Here is a 15,042-nt window from a genome sequence, read left to right on the forward strand (position 1 = left end):
ATGATTCGAATTGACTCACTTGACCAGGAAGTGGTTAGAGCTCTTGACGCCTCTGGATGGAGCCTGAACCGAGCTGTCGATGCTGGGAAATGGGTGGAAACCCTGGAGGGTGAAGGTTACCGGGCTCACCCATTGGCTATGGCTGTCCTGTCGACGTTGGGGGGGCTTTCGGTTGAGCCAATCAATACGGTGGGTCCGAATTTCGCTAATGATGAACCTTACAATTTCGATCCGCTCGCGGCTGGATCGGGTCAGCGCGCACTGGCTTTGGAGGTCGAGTCTGTTCTCGGTGGACATTACTTCCCTATCGGCGAATGGCTCAGCTACTCAAGCGTATTCCTGGAATCTGGAGGGAGGGTGGTCGCTGCTGGCATGGGATGGTTCTGGGAGATGGGATCGAGCTTCGAGGAGTCTTTGGAGTTTGCGGTATGCGCAAACCGTCCCTTGGTCTGTCTGCACTCTGATCCGGGTGTAGCCCCTTGGCCGGCCGCGTGATCTCTGCGTTTACTGATATGGTCAGGCTTGCGATTGCGTGACGCACAGTTTTTGGGAGTCGCTACCGTTTTCCTGAGGTGCCATCAGGGTCATCATGACATGCAAGAATGCCGATTTGTTTCGCTGTGGCTGTGCGTGACCCGGGGTTCGGTGGTGCGGCTTCGATGCTGAAGGCCGCCCATCTGAGCTGGGCGGCTCGGTGTGGTGGGCGTGCGCGAGGTTTTAGGTCTGCGGCGCATGGGTCGGGCCCGGCTTCGCTGGGACGTTTTTTGATTCTGCAGAGCAGTTCTAAGTCAGTCGGATCTTGGTCGAGCGCCTTGGTTTGGCTGGCTTTGCTGCTTCGGTGTCCAGTGCGATTGCTGCGCTGGTGCTTGGCTGGCGGCTCGGCCTGCTCGTCGTGGTGGGGTGTCGGAGGTATTCTGGTTGGGTCCAAGGCTGGAGTCATGACGAGATTCTTGATGGCGTCGCCGATGTGCTTACGCACCTGGCCAGTACGCGAACTTGCAGAATTGGATCTGCGAAATTTGCCAGGAAGGTTCTCCGTTCAAGAAAAGGTGACCCGGCGGTTCGAGTGGTCGCGGGAGAAGTGCGTGGAGTGACTGTTAAATTCCGATCCGTCCCATTGACTGATCGTATTCTCGCGGCTCACCCGAGAGGAGGCATCTAGAATATGGAGCAATACCTCTCTCTGAGGAACCTTGTCTCGGATTTACTTGAAGATTCTCCCTGACTTCGGAGGAGGTCATCGCCGACGTGCGCCACCTGATGAGTGCGGGCGAAGAAGGGCTGGCATTCGACACGATGTGTTCGTGGATCTACGAGGAAATCCTTCCTATTGATTTGGCTTACTTCGAGCGCCTTGTGTCCGCTGCTCAAGAGTTAGGAAATCCGCGCTCTATAGACAAACTTGATGAACTCGTCGTGGACTAGCTTCGGTTTGGAGTGGGCGACGATGATCAGCCGGGTGCCACCGCCACGTCCAGCACCTCGTCCACGCTCCGCCTCGGGGTGGCCACCCCCGGCTGGCCGTACCCGATGCGCATCACCATCTGCGGCGTGCCGAAACGTCCCAGCGACAGCCGCAACGCCTCCCGTGCCCCCGACACCTCGATTGGCTGCGACAGCATCGACACCGCGAGCCCCGAATCGGTGGCGGTCAGCAGGACCCGCTGCAACGCCTGCCCGGCGAGCACCTGGTCGACGACCGTGTTGCCGGCCGCGCCGAGCACCGCCACCAGCGGTTCCGGTTCGAAGTCGCGGCCGGGGGCGCGGTCCAGGCCGCCGAAGCCGCGCGACGGCAGCAGGTCCTGCGGCTCGGTCTGCGGGCCACCGGCGCGGGCCGGCACCCCGTCGGGGGCGGGTTCGGTACGCACCCAGTCGGCACGTTCGGCCCGGTAGGCGGGGTCGCGTTCGAGCACCCGGTGGGCGCTGCGGGCGACCTCGGCGAAGGCGTTGACGGCACTCACCCCGATCACCAGCTCCAACCAGCACTGTTCGGCGCGGGCCGCCTCACCGAGCCGCCAGCGGGCGTCGGCGGGCACCGGGTCGGGCCAGAACGGCGCCCGGTTGCTGAACCGGCGCGCGATTGCCGCGTACAGGCTCTGCTCGGTGGGGGTGGGGCGGCGCGGCAGGTCCGGGACCAACCGGGCCAGCACGTCCGGGTCGGCCGGGTACGGTCGCAGCCGTACGGTGGCCGGGGTACCCGCCACCGCCAGGGACAGCCGCAGGTTGAACAGGGCCGCCCCACCGGAGATCCGGGTGCCCCAGCCGCTCGGGTCGGTGGCCGGCAGCCGGCGGGTCGGGTCGACCGACACCTCGATCCCGCCGTCGCGCAGGCGGAACCGCCACGGCTGGGTGTTGTGCAGGGAGGGCGCCCGGACGGCGTCCGTGACGGCGGCCCGTAGTTGCGCCTCGCTGTATCCGGTGCCCATGGTCGTGCTCCTTCCGTGGCGGTTGGTGCCGCTCCACCCCGAGCGGGGAACGCGTCGCCCCGGCCGGCCGACGCCGACCCGGTTCCCGGTGGTGGTTCCCCTCCACGGTCCGCCACCGGCAGGCAGGCCGGGCAGGGCCGGACGTCCCGACCCACCGGGCCGCCCTCCCCGGAGTGACGCGCCAGGTTAGGGACCTTCGGCCCGTGCACGGGCCGGTCCGGGCGGGTAGAAACGAGGGATGATCCGGGTGTTCCTCCTCGACGACCACGAAGTCGTCCGCCGTGGCCTGGCCGACCTGTTGCAGAGCAGCGGCGACATCGAAGTGGTCGGCGAGTCCGGCTCCGCGCAGGAGGCGGCCCGGCGGATTCCCGCCCTCCGCCCCGACGTGGCGATCCTCGACGCCCGGCTGCCCGACGGCAACGGCATCGACGTGTGCCGGGACGTCCGGGCGGTCGACTCGTCGATCAAGGGGTTGATCCTCACCTCGTACGAGGACGACGAGGCGCTGTTCGCCGCGATCATGGCGGGTGCGGCGGGGTACGTGCTCAAGCAGATCCGGGGCACGGACCTGGTCGACGCCGTCCGTCGGGTCGCGGCCGGTCAGTCGCTGCTCGACCCGGCCATCACCACCCGGGTGCTGGAACGCATCCGCAGCGGCGTCGAGCAGCCCCGCGAGTTGAAGACCCTCACCGAGCAGGAACGCCGCATCCTGGAGTACGTGGCCGAGGGGCTGACCAACCGGGAGATCGCCGGCAAGATGTTCCTCGCCGAGAAGACGGTGAAGAACTACGTCTCCAGCGTGCTGGCCAAGCTGGGCCTGGAGCGGCGCACCCAGGCCGCCGTGCTCGCCACCCGTCTGCTCGGCCAACGCCACTGACCCACCGCCCCGCCGACCGAGCGGGGACCACCGGCTGGCCGAGCAGGAACCGCCCGGCCGCGCTGGCCGGCCGGCCGAGCAGGAATCGGCCGGCTGAGCACGAACCGGCAGGCGGCCCGGATCAGTCGCGCAGCGGGACCGACCAGCAGATTTCGGTGCCGTGCGGCTCGACCCGGCGTACCTGGAACTCGCCGCCGTGCCGCTCGGCGCGTTCGCGCAGGTTCACCAGGCCGCCCCGGGCGGCGGCCGGATCACAGCCCACCCCGTCGTCGGTGACCGTCACGGTGACCCGGCCGGCGTCGACCCGCACGGCGACGGCGACCCGGCTGGCCTCGGCGTGGCGTACTGCGTTGGACAGCGCCTCGCGGAGCACTGCGGTGAGGTCGGGGCGGACCGGTTCCGGCACGGCGCTGTCGATCGGGCCGTCCAGCTCGACGGCGGGCCGGAAACCGAGCGACCCGGCGGCCACGTCGACCGCCTCCCGGATCTCGGTACGCAGCGCCGCGCTCATCGGGGTACGCAGCTCGAAGATGGTGCGGCGGATGTCCCGGATGGTGGCGTCGAGGTCGTCGACGGCCGCGTTGATCCGCTTGGCGACGTCGGGGCGGGCGTGCATCGCGCCGCTCTGCAGCTGCAGGCCGGTGGCGAACAGTCGCTGGATCACCACGTCGTGCAGGTCCCGGGCGATGCGTTCGCGGTCCTCCAGGACCACCAGCAGCTCCCGTTCCTCCTGCCCCCGGGCCCGCTCCATGGCCAGGGCCGCCTGACCGGCGAAGCTGGCCAGCAGGGTGACGTCGGCGTCGGCGGCCCGGCCGGCGTCGGGCCGGTGGGCCACCACCAGCACCCCGTGCAGGGTGTCGGCGGCGGCGAGCGGGGAGACCACGGCCGGGCCGGCGACCACCGGCACCGGCCAGGGTGCCGCCTCGGCCAGGTTGTCGAGCAGTTCCCGGCGACGTTCGGTGACCGGGCCGGCGAAGCTGGTCTCGCTGGCCGGCAGCAGCGCGCCGACCAGCCCGTCGGCGGCACCGTCGGCGGAGTCGACCACCTCGACGGTGAAGTGGCCGGCGTCCTCGTCGTAGAGCAGCACCAGTGCCAGTTCCGCCTCGGCGACCTCCCGGGCCCGCCGGGCCACCAGGGTCAGCGCGTCGGTCCGGCGTACCTCGCCGAGCAGCACCGAGGTGATCTCGGCGGTGGCGGCCAGCCAGCGTTCCCGGCGGTGGGCCAGCGCGTAGAGCCGGGCGTTCTCGATGGCCACACCGGCAGCCGCGGCCAGCGCCACGACGATCTCCTCGTCGTCCTCGGTGAACTCCGGGGCGCCCTGCTTCTCGGCCAGGTAGAGGTTGCCGAAGACCTGCTCGCGGATGCGGACCGGCACGCCGAGGAAGCTGTGCATCGGCGGGTGGTTCGGCGGGAAGCCGTACGACTGGGGGTGTTGGGTGATGTCGGGCATGCGGACCGGGCGGGGCTCGTCGATCAGCAGGCCGAGCACCCCCCGCCCGTGCGGCAGGTCACCGATCTTCGCGTGCAGTTCGGCGTCGATGCCGTGGGTGATGAAGTCGTGCAGCAGCCGGTCTGGACCGATCACGCCGAGCGCGCCGTAACGCGCACCGACCAGCTCGCAGGCCGCCTGCACGATCCGTTGCAGGGTGCTGCGCAGGTCGAGGTCGGTGCCGATGCCGACCACCGCGTCGAGCAGTGCCCGCAGCCGCTCCCGGCTGGTCACCACGTCGCCGACCCGGTCGAGCATCTCCTGGAGCAGCTCGTCGAGGCGGACCCGGGACAGCGGGCTCAGCCCGAGCGAGGGGACCTGGTGTTCGTTGCGGGAAGCAGGGGTGCTGGCGGCCACGCGGGCGATGTTACCGTCCGGTGACCGCCGGGCACGAGATCGTCAGGGCCGCTGGTCGCGTACGGCGGAGGTGTCGACCACCTGCGCGGCCGGCAGTCGCGGGGTGTGCGGCGGGCCGGCGTGCGCCGGGTCCGCGATCCCGATCCGCAGCACCAGGTACGGGTAGCCGAGCCCGCTGAGCAGCTGCCGCAGCGTCTGCCGGGTGCCGGCCACCTCGACCACGCCGGACAGCGGCACCACCGACGCCCCGTGCCGGGTGGCGGTCAGCCACAGCGCGGAGAGCGCCTCACCTGCCCGCAGCCAGCTGTCCGGTTCGTCCTCGTCACCGTAGAGCAGCCCGTACACGGCGGCCTTGTCGTGCCCCGGGCCGACCGGCAGGTCGCCGGGGCTGCCGAAGTCCCGGGCCGGGACGGTGGTCTGCGGCTGGTCCTGCGGCAGCACCTCCGGCGGGAGGCCGGTGCCGGTCCCGGCCCGGTGCGTCCAGTACTGCAACTCCTCGCGGGTCTGCGGGTCCTCCGCCTCGACCGTGCCCGCGTGGGAGGCGGTGGCGGCCAGCTCCATCACCTGGTCGGCGTCGAGGATCTGCAACCGGGAACCCTCGGCGTCGGCCGCACGGACGATGTCGTCGAGCACCCCGGCGGGCACCGGCTCGTCGCTGACCGGACGACGGTCGGTGTGCCGCACCTGCATGCACTGCACCAGGCGCATCGCCTCCGGGTTGGCCCCGGACCGGGTCAGGCCGGTCAACCGGGCCAGCAGGTCCGGCTGCTGCGGGTCGGGCAGCCGCTCGACCACCGCCGTCCAGCCCTCGGCCGCCAACGCCACCCGGGCGTGGTGCAGGGCCGCGCCGCAGCTCACCGCCACCAGCCGGCCCTCCGGGTCGGTGGCGGAGAGCTGCCGTTCCCGGACCACCCGCAGCTCCAGGGCGTCCGGCAGGACCCGCCAGCGCCACGGCTGCGTGTTGTGCACCGAGGGGGCGTGACCTGCCGTCGCCGCGGCCTCCGCGAGCGCGGTGGTCAGCGGGCGGTCCGTCGCGGGTGTCTGGTGGCTCATCGGCACGACCTTTCCGTTTCTTTCCCATCGTGCCCCACCCCGTCGGCCCCGGGGTGGGGATACCGTTCCATCCTGGCCTGCCGACCCGGCCCTGCGCACGGCCCGCAGGTCCCTCCTCGGGGGCATTTCGGCCCGACGGTTTCCCGGTTCCCGGCCCCCGCCGGCCCCCTGCTGGGACGATCCGCAGGTGGACGCGGCACCGCAGGAGTGTGTTCCGCAGCGGCCGGTCGACAGGCGTCCGGTGCGCTGGCGCGAGTGGACGCCCCTGACCCTGCTCGGCGGGGCGTTGCTGGTCGGGGCGGCGCTGTGGCTGACCGGGCGGCGTGGCCCCGCCGACGCGGTGTGGGCGGCGGCGACCCTGGGGGCGCTGGTGCCGGCGGTCGGGGCGGTGCTGCGTCAGTGGTGGCGGCGGCGGTTCGGGGTGGACGTCATCGCCGTGCTGGCGTTGGCCGGTGCGCTGCTGGTCGGGGAGTACCTGGCCGGGGCGGTGATCGCGGTGATGGTCGCGACCGGCCGGGCGCTGGAGGCGTACGCCCGGGGGCGGGCGACCCGCGACCTGCGGGCGCTGTTGGCGCGGGCACCCCGGCAGGCGCGGCGGCGCACCCCGGACGGGGGCATCGAGGTGATCTCGCTGGACCGGGTCTCGGTGGGGGACGACCTGCTGGTCGGGCCGGGGGACGTGGTGCCCGTGGACGGGGTGCTCGCGGCCCCGGCGACGCTCGACGAGTCGGTGGTGACCGGCGAGTCGCAGCTGGTGGGCCGGGCCGCCGGGGAGCAGGTGTCCAGCGGGGTGGTCAACGCGGGCGCCGCCGTGGGCCTGAAGGCCACCCGGGACGCGGCGGGCAGCACCTACGCGGGGATCGTCCGGCTGGCGCGGGAGGCGACCGCCCACCGGGCGCCGACGGTCCGGCTCGCCGACCGGTACGCGGCGGCGTTCGTGCCGTTCACCCTGCTGCTGGCCGGGGTGGCGTGGTGGTGGTCGGGGGAGGTCGTCCGGGCGGTCGCCGTGCTGGTGGTGGCGACGCCGTGCCCGCTGCTGCTGGCCACCCCGATCGCGATCGTCTCCGGGCTGTCCCGGGCGGCCCGCCGGGGCGTCCTGGTGCGTGACGGCGGTGCGCTGGAGCTGCTCGGCCGGGCCCGGACCCTGCTGGTCGACAAGACCGGCACGTTGACCGCCGGGCGGCCCCGGGCGGCGGAGACGGTGGCCGGCCCCGGCGGCGACCGGGACGAGGTGCTGCGGCTGGCCGCGTCGGTGGAGCAGCTCTCCCCGCACGTGCTGGCGGTGGCGCTGGTGCGGCAGGCCCGCGAGCGGCGGCTGCGGCTGACCACGCCGACGGAGGTGACCGAGGAGCCGGGGCGCGGGGTCAGCGGCCGGGTCGACGGCCGGCCGGTGCGGGTCGGGCAGCTCACCGGCGACCTGCCGGACTGGGCGGAGCAGGCCCGCCAGCGGGCCGAGCTGGCCGGCTGGTCGACGGTGTGGGTGAGCGACGACCACGGCCCGCTCGGGGCGGTCCTGCTGGAGGACCCGGTCCGCCCGGACGCCCGGCGGACGGTACGGCGGCTGCGGGACGCCGGGCTGTCCCGGCTGCTGCTGCTCAGCGGGGACCGTCCGCGCACCGCCGAACAGGTGGCCCGGCTGGTGGGGGTGGACGAGGCGCTGGCCCGGTGTTCCCCGGAGGAGAAGGTGGACCGGGTCCGGCAGGAGGCGCGGCGGGCCGTCACCGTGATGGTCGGCGATGGGGTGAACGACGCGCCGGCGCTGGCGGCGGCGCACGTCGGGGTGGCGATGGGGGCGACCGGGGCGACCGCCTCGGCGGACGTCGCCGACGCGGTGATCACCGTGGACCGGTTGGACCGGCTCGCCGACGCGGTCGAGATCGCCCGGCGCGCCCGCCGGATCGCGGTGCAGAGCGCCGCCGTCGGGATGGGGTTGGCGGTGGCCGCGATGCTGGTCGCCGCCGCCGGCCGGCTACCGCCGGTGGCGGGCGCGTTCCTCCAGGAGGGCATCGACGTGCTGGTGATCCTCAACGCGTTGCGGGCGCTGCGCGGCGGGCTGCGCCGCCCGGACGTCCCGCCGGCCGCCCGCGCCCTGCTCGACCGGTACGCGGGCCAGCACGCCGGCGTACGGGACGTGCTCGCCCGGGTACGGGACACCGCCGACCTGGTGGCGACCCGGCCGACGGCCGAGGGGTGCCTGCCGGCGTTGCGCGACACGCACCGCCGGCTCACCGACGAGGTGCTGCCGCACGACAGCGCCGAGGAACGGCAGCTCTATCCGGCGTTGACCGGACCGCTCGGCGGGGAGGCGACGTCCACGATGAGCCGGGAACACGTGGAGATCCACCGGCTGGTGGACGCGATCGGCGGTCACCTGGCCCGGGCGGACGGGCGGTTGCGCCCCGACCAGGTGCCCGACCTGCTCGCCAGCCTGTACGGACTGGACGCGGTGCTGCGTCTGCATCTGGCCCAGGAGGAGGAGACCTACCTCGCCCTGGACCCCGACCCGCCCGCCCCGCGTTGATCCACCCGCCCGTGTTGATCCACGCGTTGGGGCCGATGTTGCGGTGTCAGGTCGTCGGATCACCGCAACATCGGCCCAACAGCCGCCCGAGCTGCGGGCCCGCCTCGCCCGCGCCGCCCGCCCCGCCCGGTCAGCGTTCCCGGACGACGGCGACCGGGCAGTGCGCGTGCTGGATGAGCTGCTGGCCGACCGAGCCGAGGAGCATCCCGCGCAGCCCGCCCCGGCCCCGGCTGCCGACCACCACGAGCTGCGCCTCCCGGCTCGCCTCGACGAGCGCGGCAGCCGGCCGGGCCGGGGCGATCTCCACCGTCACCGGGACCTCGGGGAAGGTCTCCCGCCATCCGGCGAGGGCCTGGTCGATCTCGGCCCGGTCCGCCGCGAGCCGGGCCTCGGCATCCGGGTCGGAGGGCCGCCAGCGGTCGTCCGGCGGTTCGAAGGCCCGCAGCACCCGCAGCGGGGCGGCGCGCTGGGCGGCCCGTTCCACGGCGAACCCGAGTGCCGTGCCGGCCTGCTCGGAACCGTCGTAGCCGACCACCACCGGGCCGGTGACCTTCGCCTGCGCCTCGCGTACCACGACGACGGGGCAGTGCGCGTGGGCGGCCACCGAGACCGCCGTGGAGCCGGCGAGCAGGCCGGTGAAGCCGCCGTGGCCCCGGCTGCCGAGCACCAGCAGCCCGGCCTCGGCGGAGCGTTCCTCCAGCACCAGCGCGGGCGGGCCGTCGAAGACCTCACCGTGCACGGTGACGCCGGGCCAGGCGGCGGTGGCGTCCGAGGCGGCCTGGTGCACCAGCTCCTCGACCTGCCGCCGGGCGTTGTCGTCCGGCCAGACGCCGGGGGCCACCCCCGGGCCGACCCAGCCGGCGACGGTCATCCACTCGAAGACGTACGCCAGCCGGACCGGGCGTCCGCTGCGCTGCGCCTCGGCCAGTGCCCAGTCCACGGCGACGCTCGCGTCGGCGGAACCGTCGTAGCCGACCAGGATCTCGTCGGGGTTCATCGTCTCGTCCTTTCCTGGCGGGTGGCCGGTGGTGGGCCGGCCGGTGACCGGCCCACCACGGGCCCCGGGGGTGTCACTGCCCGTCGAGCTGCTGCGGGTGGGTCTCCCGGATCCAGCGCCACTCGGCGACCCGGGGGTCGTCCTCACCGTGGCGGCGGGTGTAGTCGCGGCAGGCCTGCCGGGTGTCGACCATCTCCTGCCGCAGGTGGGCGGCGCGGGCGGCCAGGCCGGGCACCCGGTCGATGACGTCGATGACCAGGTGGAAGCGGTCCAGGTCGTTGAGCATGACCATGTCGAACGGGGTGGTGGTGGTGCCCTCCTCCTTGTAGCCGCGCACGTGCAGGTTGTCGTGGTTGGCCCGCCGGTAGGTGAGCCGGTGGATCAGCCACGGGTAGCCGTGGTAGGCGAAGATGATCGGCTTGTCGCGGGTGAAGATGGTGTCGAACTCGTTGTCCGGCAGGCCGTGCGGGTGCTCCGACGACGGCTGCAGCCGCATCAGGTCGACCACGTTGACGACCCGCACCTTCAGCTCGGGCAGGTGCTGGTGCAGCAGGTCGGCGGCGGCGAGGGTTTCCAGGGTCGGCACGTCACCGGCGCAGGCGAGCACCACGTCGGGTTCCCGGCCGTCGTCGGTGCTGGCCCAGTCCCAGATGCCCAGGCCGCGCCGGCAGTGCTGGACCGCCTCGTCCATGGTCAGCCAGTTCGGGGCGGGCTGCTTGCCGGCGACCACCACGTTGATGTAGTGCCGGCTGCGCAGGCAGTGGTCCATGGTGGAGAGCAGGGTGTTGCCGTCCGGCGGCAGATAGACCCGGACCACCTCGGCCTTCTTGTTGACCACGTGGTCGATGAAGCCCGGGTCCTGGTGCGAGAAGCCGTTGTGGTCCTGCCGCCACACGTGGCTGGACAGCAGGTAGTTCAGCGAGGCGATCGGCTCCCGCCAGGGGATGCCCCGGGTCACCTTCAGCCACTTGGCGTGCTGGTTGACCATCGAGTCGACGATGTGGATGAACGCCTCGTAGCTGGTGAAGATGCCGTGCCGGCCGGTCAGCAGGTAGCCCTCCAGCCAGCCCTCGCAGAGGTGTTCGGAGAGCACCTCCATCACCCGGCCGTCGGGGGAGAGGTGGTCGTCGGTGGTCTCGATCCGGCCGTCGAAGGACCGGTCGGTGACCTCGAACGCGGCACCGAGCCGGTTGGAGGCGACCTCGTCCGGGCCGAACAACCGGAACGTCTGCGGGTTGGCGGTGATCACGTCGCGGACCCAGGTGCCGAGCACCCCGGCCGCGCCGACCACCGGCTCACCCGGCCGCTTGACGTCGACGGCGTAGTCGCGGAAGTCCGGCAGGGTCAGGTCGCGCAGCACCCGACCGCCGTTGGTGACCGGGTTGGCGCTCATCCGGTGCTCGCCCTTCGGCGGCAGCGCGGTCAGTTCGGGGACCGGGGCACCGGTGGCGTCGAACAGCTCCTCCGGCCGGTAGCTGCGCAGCCAGCGCTCCAGCTCGGCCCGGTGTGCCGGGTTGTCGCGTACCTCGGCGATGGGCACCTGGTGGGCGCGGAAGGTCCCCTCGACCTGCTTGCCGTCGACCTGGGCCGGGCCGGTCCAGCCCTTCGGGGTCCGCAGGATGATCATCGGCCAGCGGGGACGCTCGACGTGGCCGCCGGAGCGGGCCACCCGCTGGATCTCGGCGATCTCGTCGCAGGCCCGGTCCAGGGTGGCGGCGAGGAGCTGGTGCACCTGCTCCGGGTCGTCCCCGGCGACCAGGTACGGCTGGTAGCCGTGGCCGCGCATCTGGTTGAGCAGGTCCTCGGTGGGGATCCGGTCCATGACCGTCGGGTTGGCGATCTTGTAGCCGTTGAGGTGCAGGATCGGCAGCACCGCGCCGTCGCGGGCCGGGTTGAGGAAGACGCTTGACTGCCAGCTGCCCGCCAGCGGCCCGGTCTCCGCCTCCCCGTCGCCGATGACACAGGCGACCAGCAGGTCCGGGTTGTCGAAGGCGGCGCCGTAGGCGTGGCTCAGGGCGTACCCCAGCTCGCCACCCTCGTGGATCGAGCCCGGCACCTCCGGTGCCACGTGGCTCGGGATGCCGCCGGGGAAGGAGAACTGGCGGAACAGCCGCTGCATGCCGGTCTCGTCGCGGCTCACCGAGTGGTACAGCTCGCTGTAGGTGCCCTCCAGCCAGGTGTTCGCCACCAGGGCCGGGCCGCCGTGGCCGGGGCCGGTGACGAAGATGGCCGACAGGTCACGGTTGACGATGACCCGGTTGAGGTGGGCGTAGAGCAGGTTGAGGCCGGGGCTGGTGCCCCAGTGGCCGAGCAGCCGGGGCTTCACGTGCTCCGGGGCGAGCGGCTCGCGCAGCAGCGGGTTGTCGAGCAGGTAGATCTGCCCGACGGTCAGGTAGTTCGCCGCCCGCCAGTAGGCGTCCAGCCGGCGCAGCTCGTCGTCGGTCAGGGGGCTGTGCAGGTCGAGAGCGGTGTCCATGCTGCCAAAGCCTCTCGCGGGTCGGGGGGTTCTGCACCCGGAAGCGCCGATTCGCCCCGGGCAGACCCAGTCTTCGCGTTCGAGCGGTCACCGGTCAGGGCCGTTGGTCCCGGCCGTTGGGGACGTCATGCCCCGCCCGCTCCGGCGGAAACCAGTCCACGGACGACGATGACCGGAGCCGGCGCGTGATATAGCAGGGTCTGGCTCACCTCGCCCAGCAGGCCCCGCCCCGGCTGGTCGCCCCGCGCCCCGACCAGCGCCACCTGCGCCGAGCGGGACTGCTCCACCAGGACGGTGCCGGGGTCGCCGCGTACGGTGTGGCACTCCGCCGGCACCTGTGGATGCTGCCGGCCGGCCTCGGCGACCAGCGCGCCGAGCACGTCGTCGTCGGGGTGCCCCGGCTCGACCGCCCGGACCGCGATGACCCGGGCCCGCCTGCGGGCGGCGCAGTCGAAGGCGAAGTCGAGCGCGGCCCGGGAGCTGGGTGAACCGTCCACCCCGACCAGCACCGGGCCCGGGGGCGGAGGGTCGCGGCGGACCACCAGCACCGGGCAGCCGGCGCGGGCAGCGAGCTGCACGGCGGGCGCGTCGGCCGGTACGCAGCCGCCGCAGCCGGCCATCCCACCGTCCCCGATGGCCGCCAGGAACGCCGTCCCGGAGCGGCGGATCAGGGCCTCGACGGGTGCCCCCTCGACGATCTCCCCACTGACCGGCACCGCCGGTTCGACCTCGTTGGCGGCCGTGGCGGCCCGGGCGACCAGTTCCTCGGCGACGTCCCGGCTGCCGGCCACCGCCGGGCCGGCGAGGGCGGCCTCCCAGTTGAAGGCGTGCAGCAGGGTCAGCCCCCGGCCGTGGGCGGCGGCCTCGCGGGCGGCCAGCCGGACCACCGCGAGGTCGGCCGGTGCCGGCCCGACCCCGACCACCACCGGCCCGTCCGTGGACCCGGTCATCCGGTTCACCTCCCGGGCGTCCGCACGGCACGGCCACGCCGTCCCCACCGACGCTAGTCGCGCCGGGCGGGCGGTGGAGCCGGATCAGTCGGACGGGTGCCCGCCGGTCGCCGGGTGGACGCGCAGCACGACGGCGGTGGCGTTGTCGCTGCCGCCCTCGGCCAGGCTGGCGGCGAGCAGGCCGCGTACCGCCCGGGTCGGGTCCGGCTCGGCGAGCAGGTCCCGCAGCCGGTGGTAGTCGAGCTGGTCGCTGACCCCGTCGGTGCACAACAGCCAGGTGTCGCCGGGGCGCAGCGGCACCCCGAGCAGGTCCGGGTCCGGCCGGTCGGGGTGGCCGAGGTAGCGCAGGAGCTGGTAGCGGGCGCGGGCGGCCTCCCGGGAGTTCGCCGGCCACCAGCCGTGCAGCACCCCGAGCCAGGCCATCGTGTGGTCCACGGTGACCAGCTCCAGCAGGCCGTCGCGCAGCCGGTAGGCCCGGGAGTCGCCGAGCTGGACGATCCAGGCCAGCTCGCCGTCGGGCTGGGCGAGCATGGCGGTCAGGGTGCAGCCGGCCAGCTCGTCGATGGCGGCGCCGGCCCGGCGTACCCGGATCTGGGCCTCGGTGATCGCGGCGCGCAGCTCGCGCGGGCCGACGGCGGGCCAGCCGGCGCGGACCAGTTCGTGCAGGGTGTCCCGGGCGGTGTCGCCGGCGACGCGGCTGCCCTCGCCCTCGCCCATGCCGTCGACGACCACCGCGAACGGCAGTTCCGGGTCGACGTGCAGGGCGTCGAAGTTGGCCGAGTACCGGTGGCCGGCCACGGTGCCGCCGGCGATCTCCCACTCCACCCGGCCGACGGGCAGCCGGCGGGCCGCCTCGACGGGCTGGTCAGCGGTACTGCGGCGACGGAACACCAGCGGACCGTAGCACCGCCGTCGGCCCGGACCGGGTCGTCCGGCGTCGTGTCGGGTACCCGACGCCATCGTCAACTCAGGTTGACGCCCGGGAGCTGTCAACGTACATTGACAGCATGAGTCAGGCGACGGAACTCGCGGCGGCCGCCGGCAGCACCGACCCCCGGGTCGGTCTGCGCGCCGTGCGCGCCCTGCGCCGGCTCCTCGAACGGCTGGAGGTGGTCCAGGTGGACAACGCCCGACGACAGGGCTGGTCCTGGCAGGAGATCGCCGACTCGCTCGAGGTCAGCCGGCAGGCGGTCCACAAGAAGCACGCCGGGCGACCGGCGGTCCACGGCACCGGGGAGGCATGATGTTCGAACGGTTCACCGACCGCGCCCGCGCGGTCGTCCGCTGCGCGGTCGAGCAGGCCGAGGCCGACGGGGGACGACCCGTCGGCACCGAGCACCTGCTGCTCGCCGTCCTGGCCGACGGCGACGGACTCGCCCGCCGGGTGCTCACCGCCGCCGGCCTCGACGCCGACGACCTGCGCGCCCGGATCAGGCGGCACACCGGTGACGGCGGCACGGGGCTCGGCGAGGCCGACGCCGCCGCGCTGCGCGAGATCGGCATCGACCTCGCGGCCATCGTCGCCCGGATCGAGGACACCTTCGGCCCCGACGCCCTGCGCGAGGCGGTCCCGGCCCCCCGCCGCCGGTGGCGGCTGCGCCGGCCGCTCGGCGGGCCGCTCTCCCCGCGCTCCCGCACGGCACTGGAGTTGGCGCTACGCGAGGCCCTGCGGCTGCGCCACCGGCACATCGGCACCGAACACCTGCTGCTCGGCGTGCTCCGCGAGGGCGGCGGCCTGGGCGCGACCGTGCTCACCGAGGCCGGCGCGGACCTCGACGACCTGCGCCGCCGGGTCGAGTCGGCGCTGCGTACGGCGGCCTGACCAGCCACCACGGGTCCGGCCCGGCTCAAACCTGTTTGCGGTCAACGCAACGTCGGTCGTCGCCGGGTCGCTGA

At 73.2% G+C, this 15,042-nt stretch carries 13 protein-coding genes; 6 read left to right on the plus strand and 7 right to left on the minus strand.

Annotated elements, in window-relative coordinates:
- Together JQX11_RS06585 and JQX11_RS06590 are read left to right on the plus strand one after the other, a co-directional pair.
- On the plus strand, window positions 1–495 hold the full coding sequence (locus JQX11_RS06585; RefSeq protein WP_204924052.1) for an SUKH-3 domain-containing protein: 495 nt from the start codon (window positions 1–3) through the stop codon (window positions 493–495).
- Between the two features lie 744 nt (window positions 496–1,239).
- Window positions 1,240–1,425, plus strand: coding sequence for a MafI family immunity protein (locus tag JQX11_RS06590; protein ID WP_307826097.1), 186 nt, complete (start codon window positions 1,240–1,242; stop codon window positions 1,423–1,425).
- Between the two features lie 26 nt (window positions 1,426–1,451).
- Here JQX11_RS06590 and JQX11_RS06595 read toward each other — a convergent pair whose 3' ends face one another.
- On the minus strand, window positions 1,452–2,426 hold the full coding sequence (locus JQX11_RS06595) for an Acg family FMN-binding oxidoreductase (RefSeq protein ID WP_204924054.1): 975 nt from the start codon (window positions 2,424–2,426) through the stop codon (window positions 1,452–1,454).
- A 238-nt stretch (window positions 2,427–2,664) separates the two neighbouring features.
- Between JQX11_RS06595 and JQX11_RS06600 the strand changes: the two genes are divergently transcribed.
- A complete protein-coding gene (locus tag JQX11_RS06600) occupies window positions 2,665–3,303 on the plus strand; it encodes a response regulator (protein WP_067310092.1) in 639 nt (212 codons plus the stop codon).
- A gap of 121 nt (window positions 3,304–3,424) precedes the next feature.
- Here the strand turns inward: JQX11_RS06600 and JQX11_RS06605 are convergent, their stop codons facing one another.
- Both JQX11_RS06605 and JQX11_RS06610 read right to left on the minus strand, forming a co-directional pair.
- A complete protein-coding gene (locus JQX11_RS06605; protein WP_204924170.1) occupies window positions 3,425–5,095 on the minus strand; it encodes a sensor histidine kinase in 1,671 nt (556 codons plus the stop codon).
- A gap of 96 nt (window positions 5,096–5,191) precedes the next feature.
- Window positions 5,192–6,202, minus strand: coding sequence for an Acg family FMN-binding oxidoreductase (locus tag JQX11_RS06610; RefSeq protein ID WP_435822437.1), 1,011 nt, complete (start codon window positions 6,200–6,202; stop codon window positions 5,192–5,194).
- 187 nt (window positions 6,203–6,389) lie between these two features.
- On the opposite strand from JQX11_RS06610, the gene JQX11_RS06615 reads away from it, so the two are divergent.
- Complete coding sequence (locus JQX11_RS06615; protein ID WP_204924056.1) at window positions 6,390–8,723, plus strand: heavy metal translocating P-type ATPase; 2,334 nt, start codon at window positions 6,390–6,392, stop codon at window positions 8,721–8,723.
- 130 nt (window positions 8,724–8,853) lie between these two features.
- Here JQX11_RS06615 and JQX11_RS06620 read toward each other — a convergent pair whose 3' ends face one another.
- The 4 genes from JQX11_RS06620 to JQX11_RS06635 all read right to left on the minus strand — a co-directional run bounded on the left by JQX11_RS06620 (window position 8,854) and on the right by JQX11_RS06635 (window position 14,037).
- Window positions 8,854–9,720 (minus strand): universal stress protein, encoded by an 867-nt coding sequence (locus JQX11_RS06620; protein ID WP_204924057.1) that lies wholly within the window; start codon window positions 9,718–9,720, stop codon window positions 8,854–8,856.
- Between the two features lie 73 nt (window positions 9,721–9,793).
- Complete coding sequence (locus JQX11_RS06625) at window positions 9,794–12,196, minus strand: phosphoketolase family protein (protein WP_204924058.1); 2,403 nt, start codon at window positions 12,194–12,196, stop codon at window positions 9,794–9,796.
- A 125-nt stretch (window positions 12,197–12,321) separates the two neighbouring features.
- The gene (locus tag JQX11_RS06630) at window positions 12,322–13,146 is read right to left on the minus strand and encodes a universal stress protein (RefSeq protein WP_204924059.1); all 825 of its coding nucleotides are present in this window, start codon (window positions 13,144–13,146) and stop codon (window positions 12,322–12,324) included.
- Window positions 13,147–13,230: 84 nt separating this feature from the next.
- Window positions 13,231–14,037 carry a PP2C family protein-serine/threonine phosphatase gene (locus JQX11_RS06635; protein WP_204924060.1) on the minus strand — a complete coding sequence of 269 codons (807 nt, stop codon included), beginning with the start codon at window positions 14,035–14,037 and terminating at the stop codon, window positions 13,231–13,233.
- A gap of 116 nt (window positions 14,038–14,153) precedes the next feature.
- Between JQX11_RS06635 and JQX11_RS06640 the strand changes: the two genes are divergently transcribed.
- Both JQX11_RS06640 and JQX11_RS06645 read left to right on the plus strand, forming a co-directional pair.
- A complete protein-coding gene (locus tag JQX11_RS06640; protein ID WP_204924061.1) occupies window positions 14,154–14,390 on the plus strand; it encodes an HTH domain-containing protein in 237 nt (78 codons plus the stop codon).
- Window positions 14,387–14,968 carry a Clp protease N-terminal domain-containing protein gene (locus JQX11_RS06645; protein WP_232377264.1) on the plus strand — a complete coding sequence of 194 codons (582 nt, stop codon included), beginning with the start codon at window positions 14,387–14,389 and terminating at the stop codon, window positions 14,966–14,968. The genes JQX11_RS06640 and JQX11_RS06645 overlap by 4 nt, the downstream gene beginning before the upstream one ends.
- The last annotated feature ends 74 nt before the right edge of the window (window positions 14,969–15,042 follow it).

The sequence above is a fragment of the Micromonospora humida genome, from assembly GCF_016901255.1.
GTDB lineage: Bacteria > Actinomycetota > Actinomycetes > Mycobacteriales > Micromonosporaceae > Micromonospora > Micromonospora wenchangensis.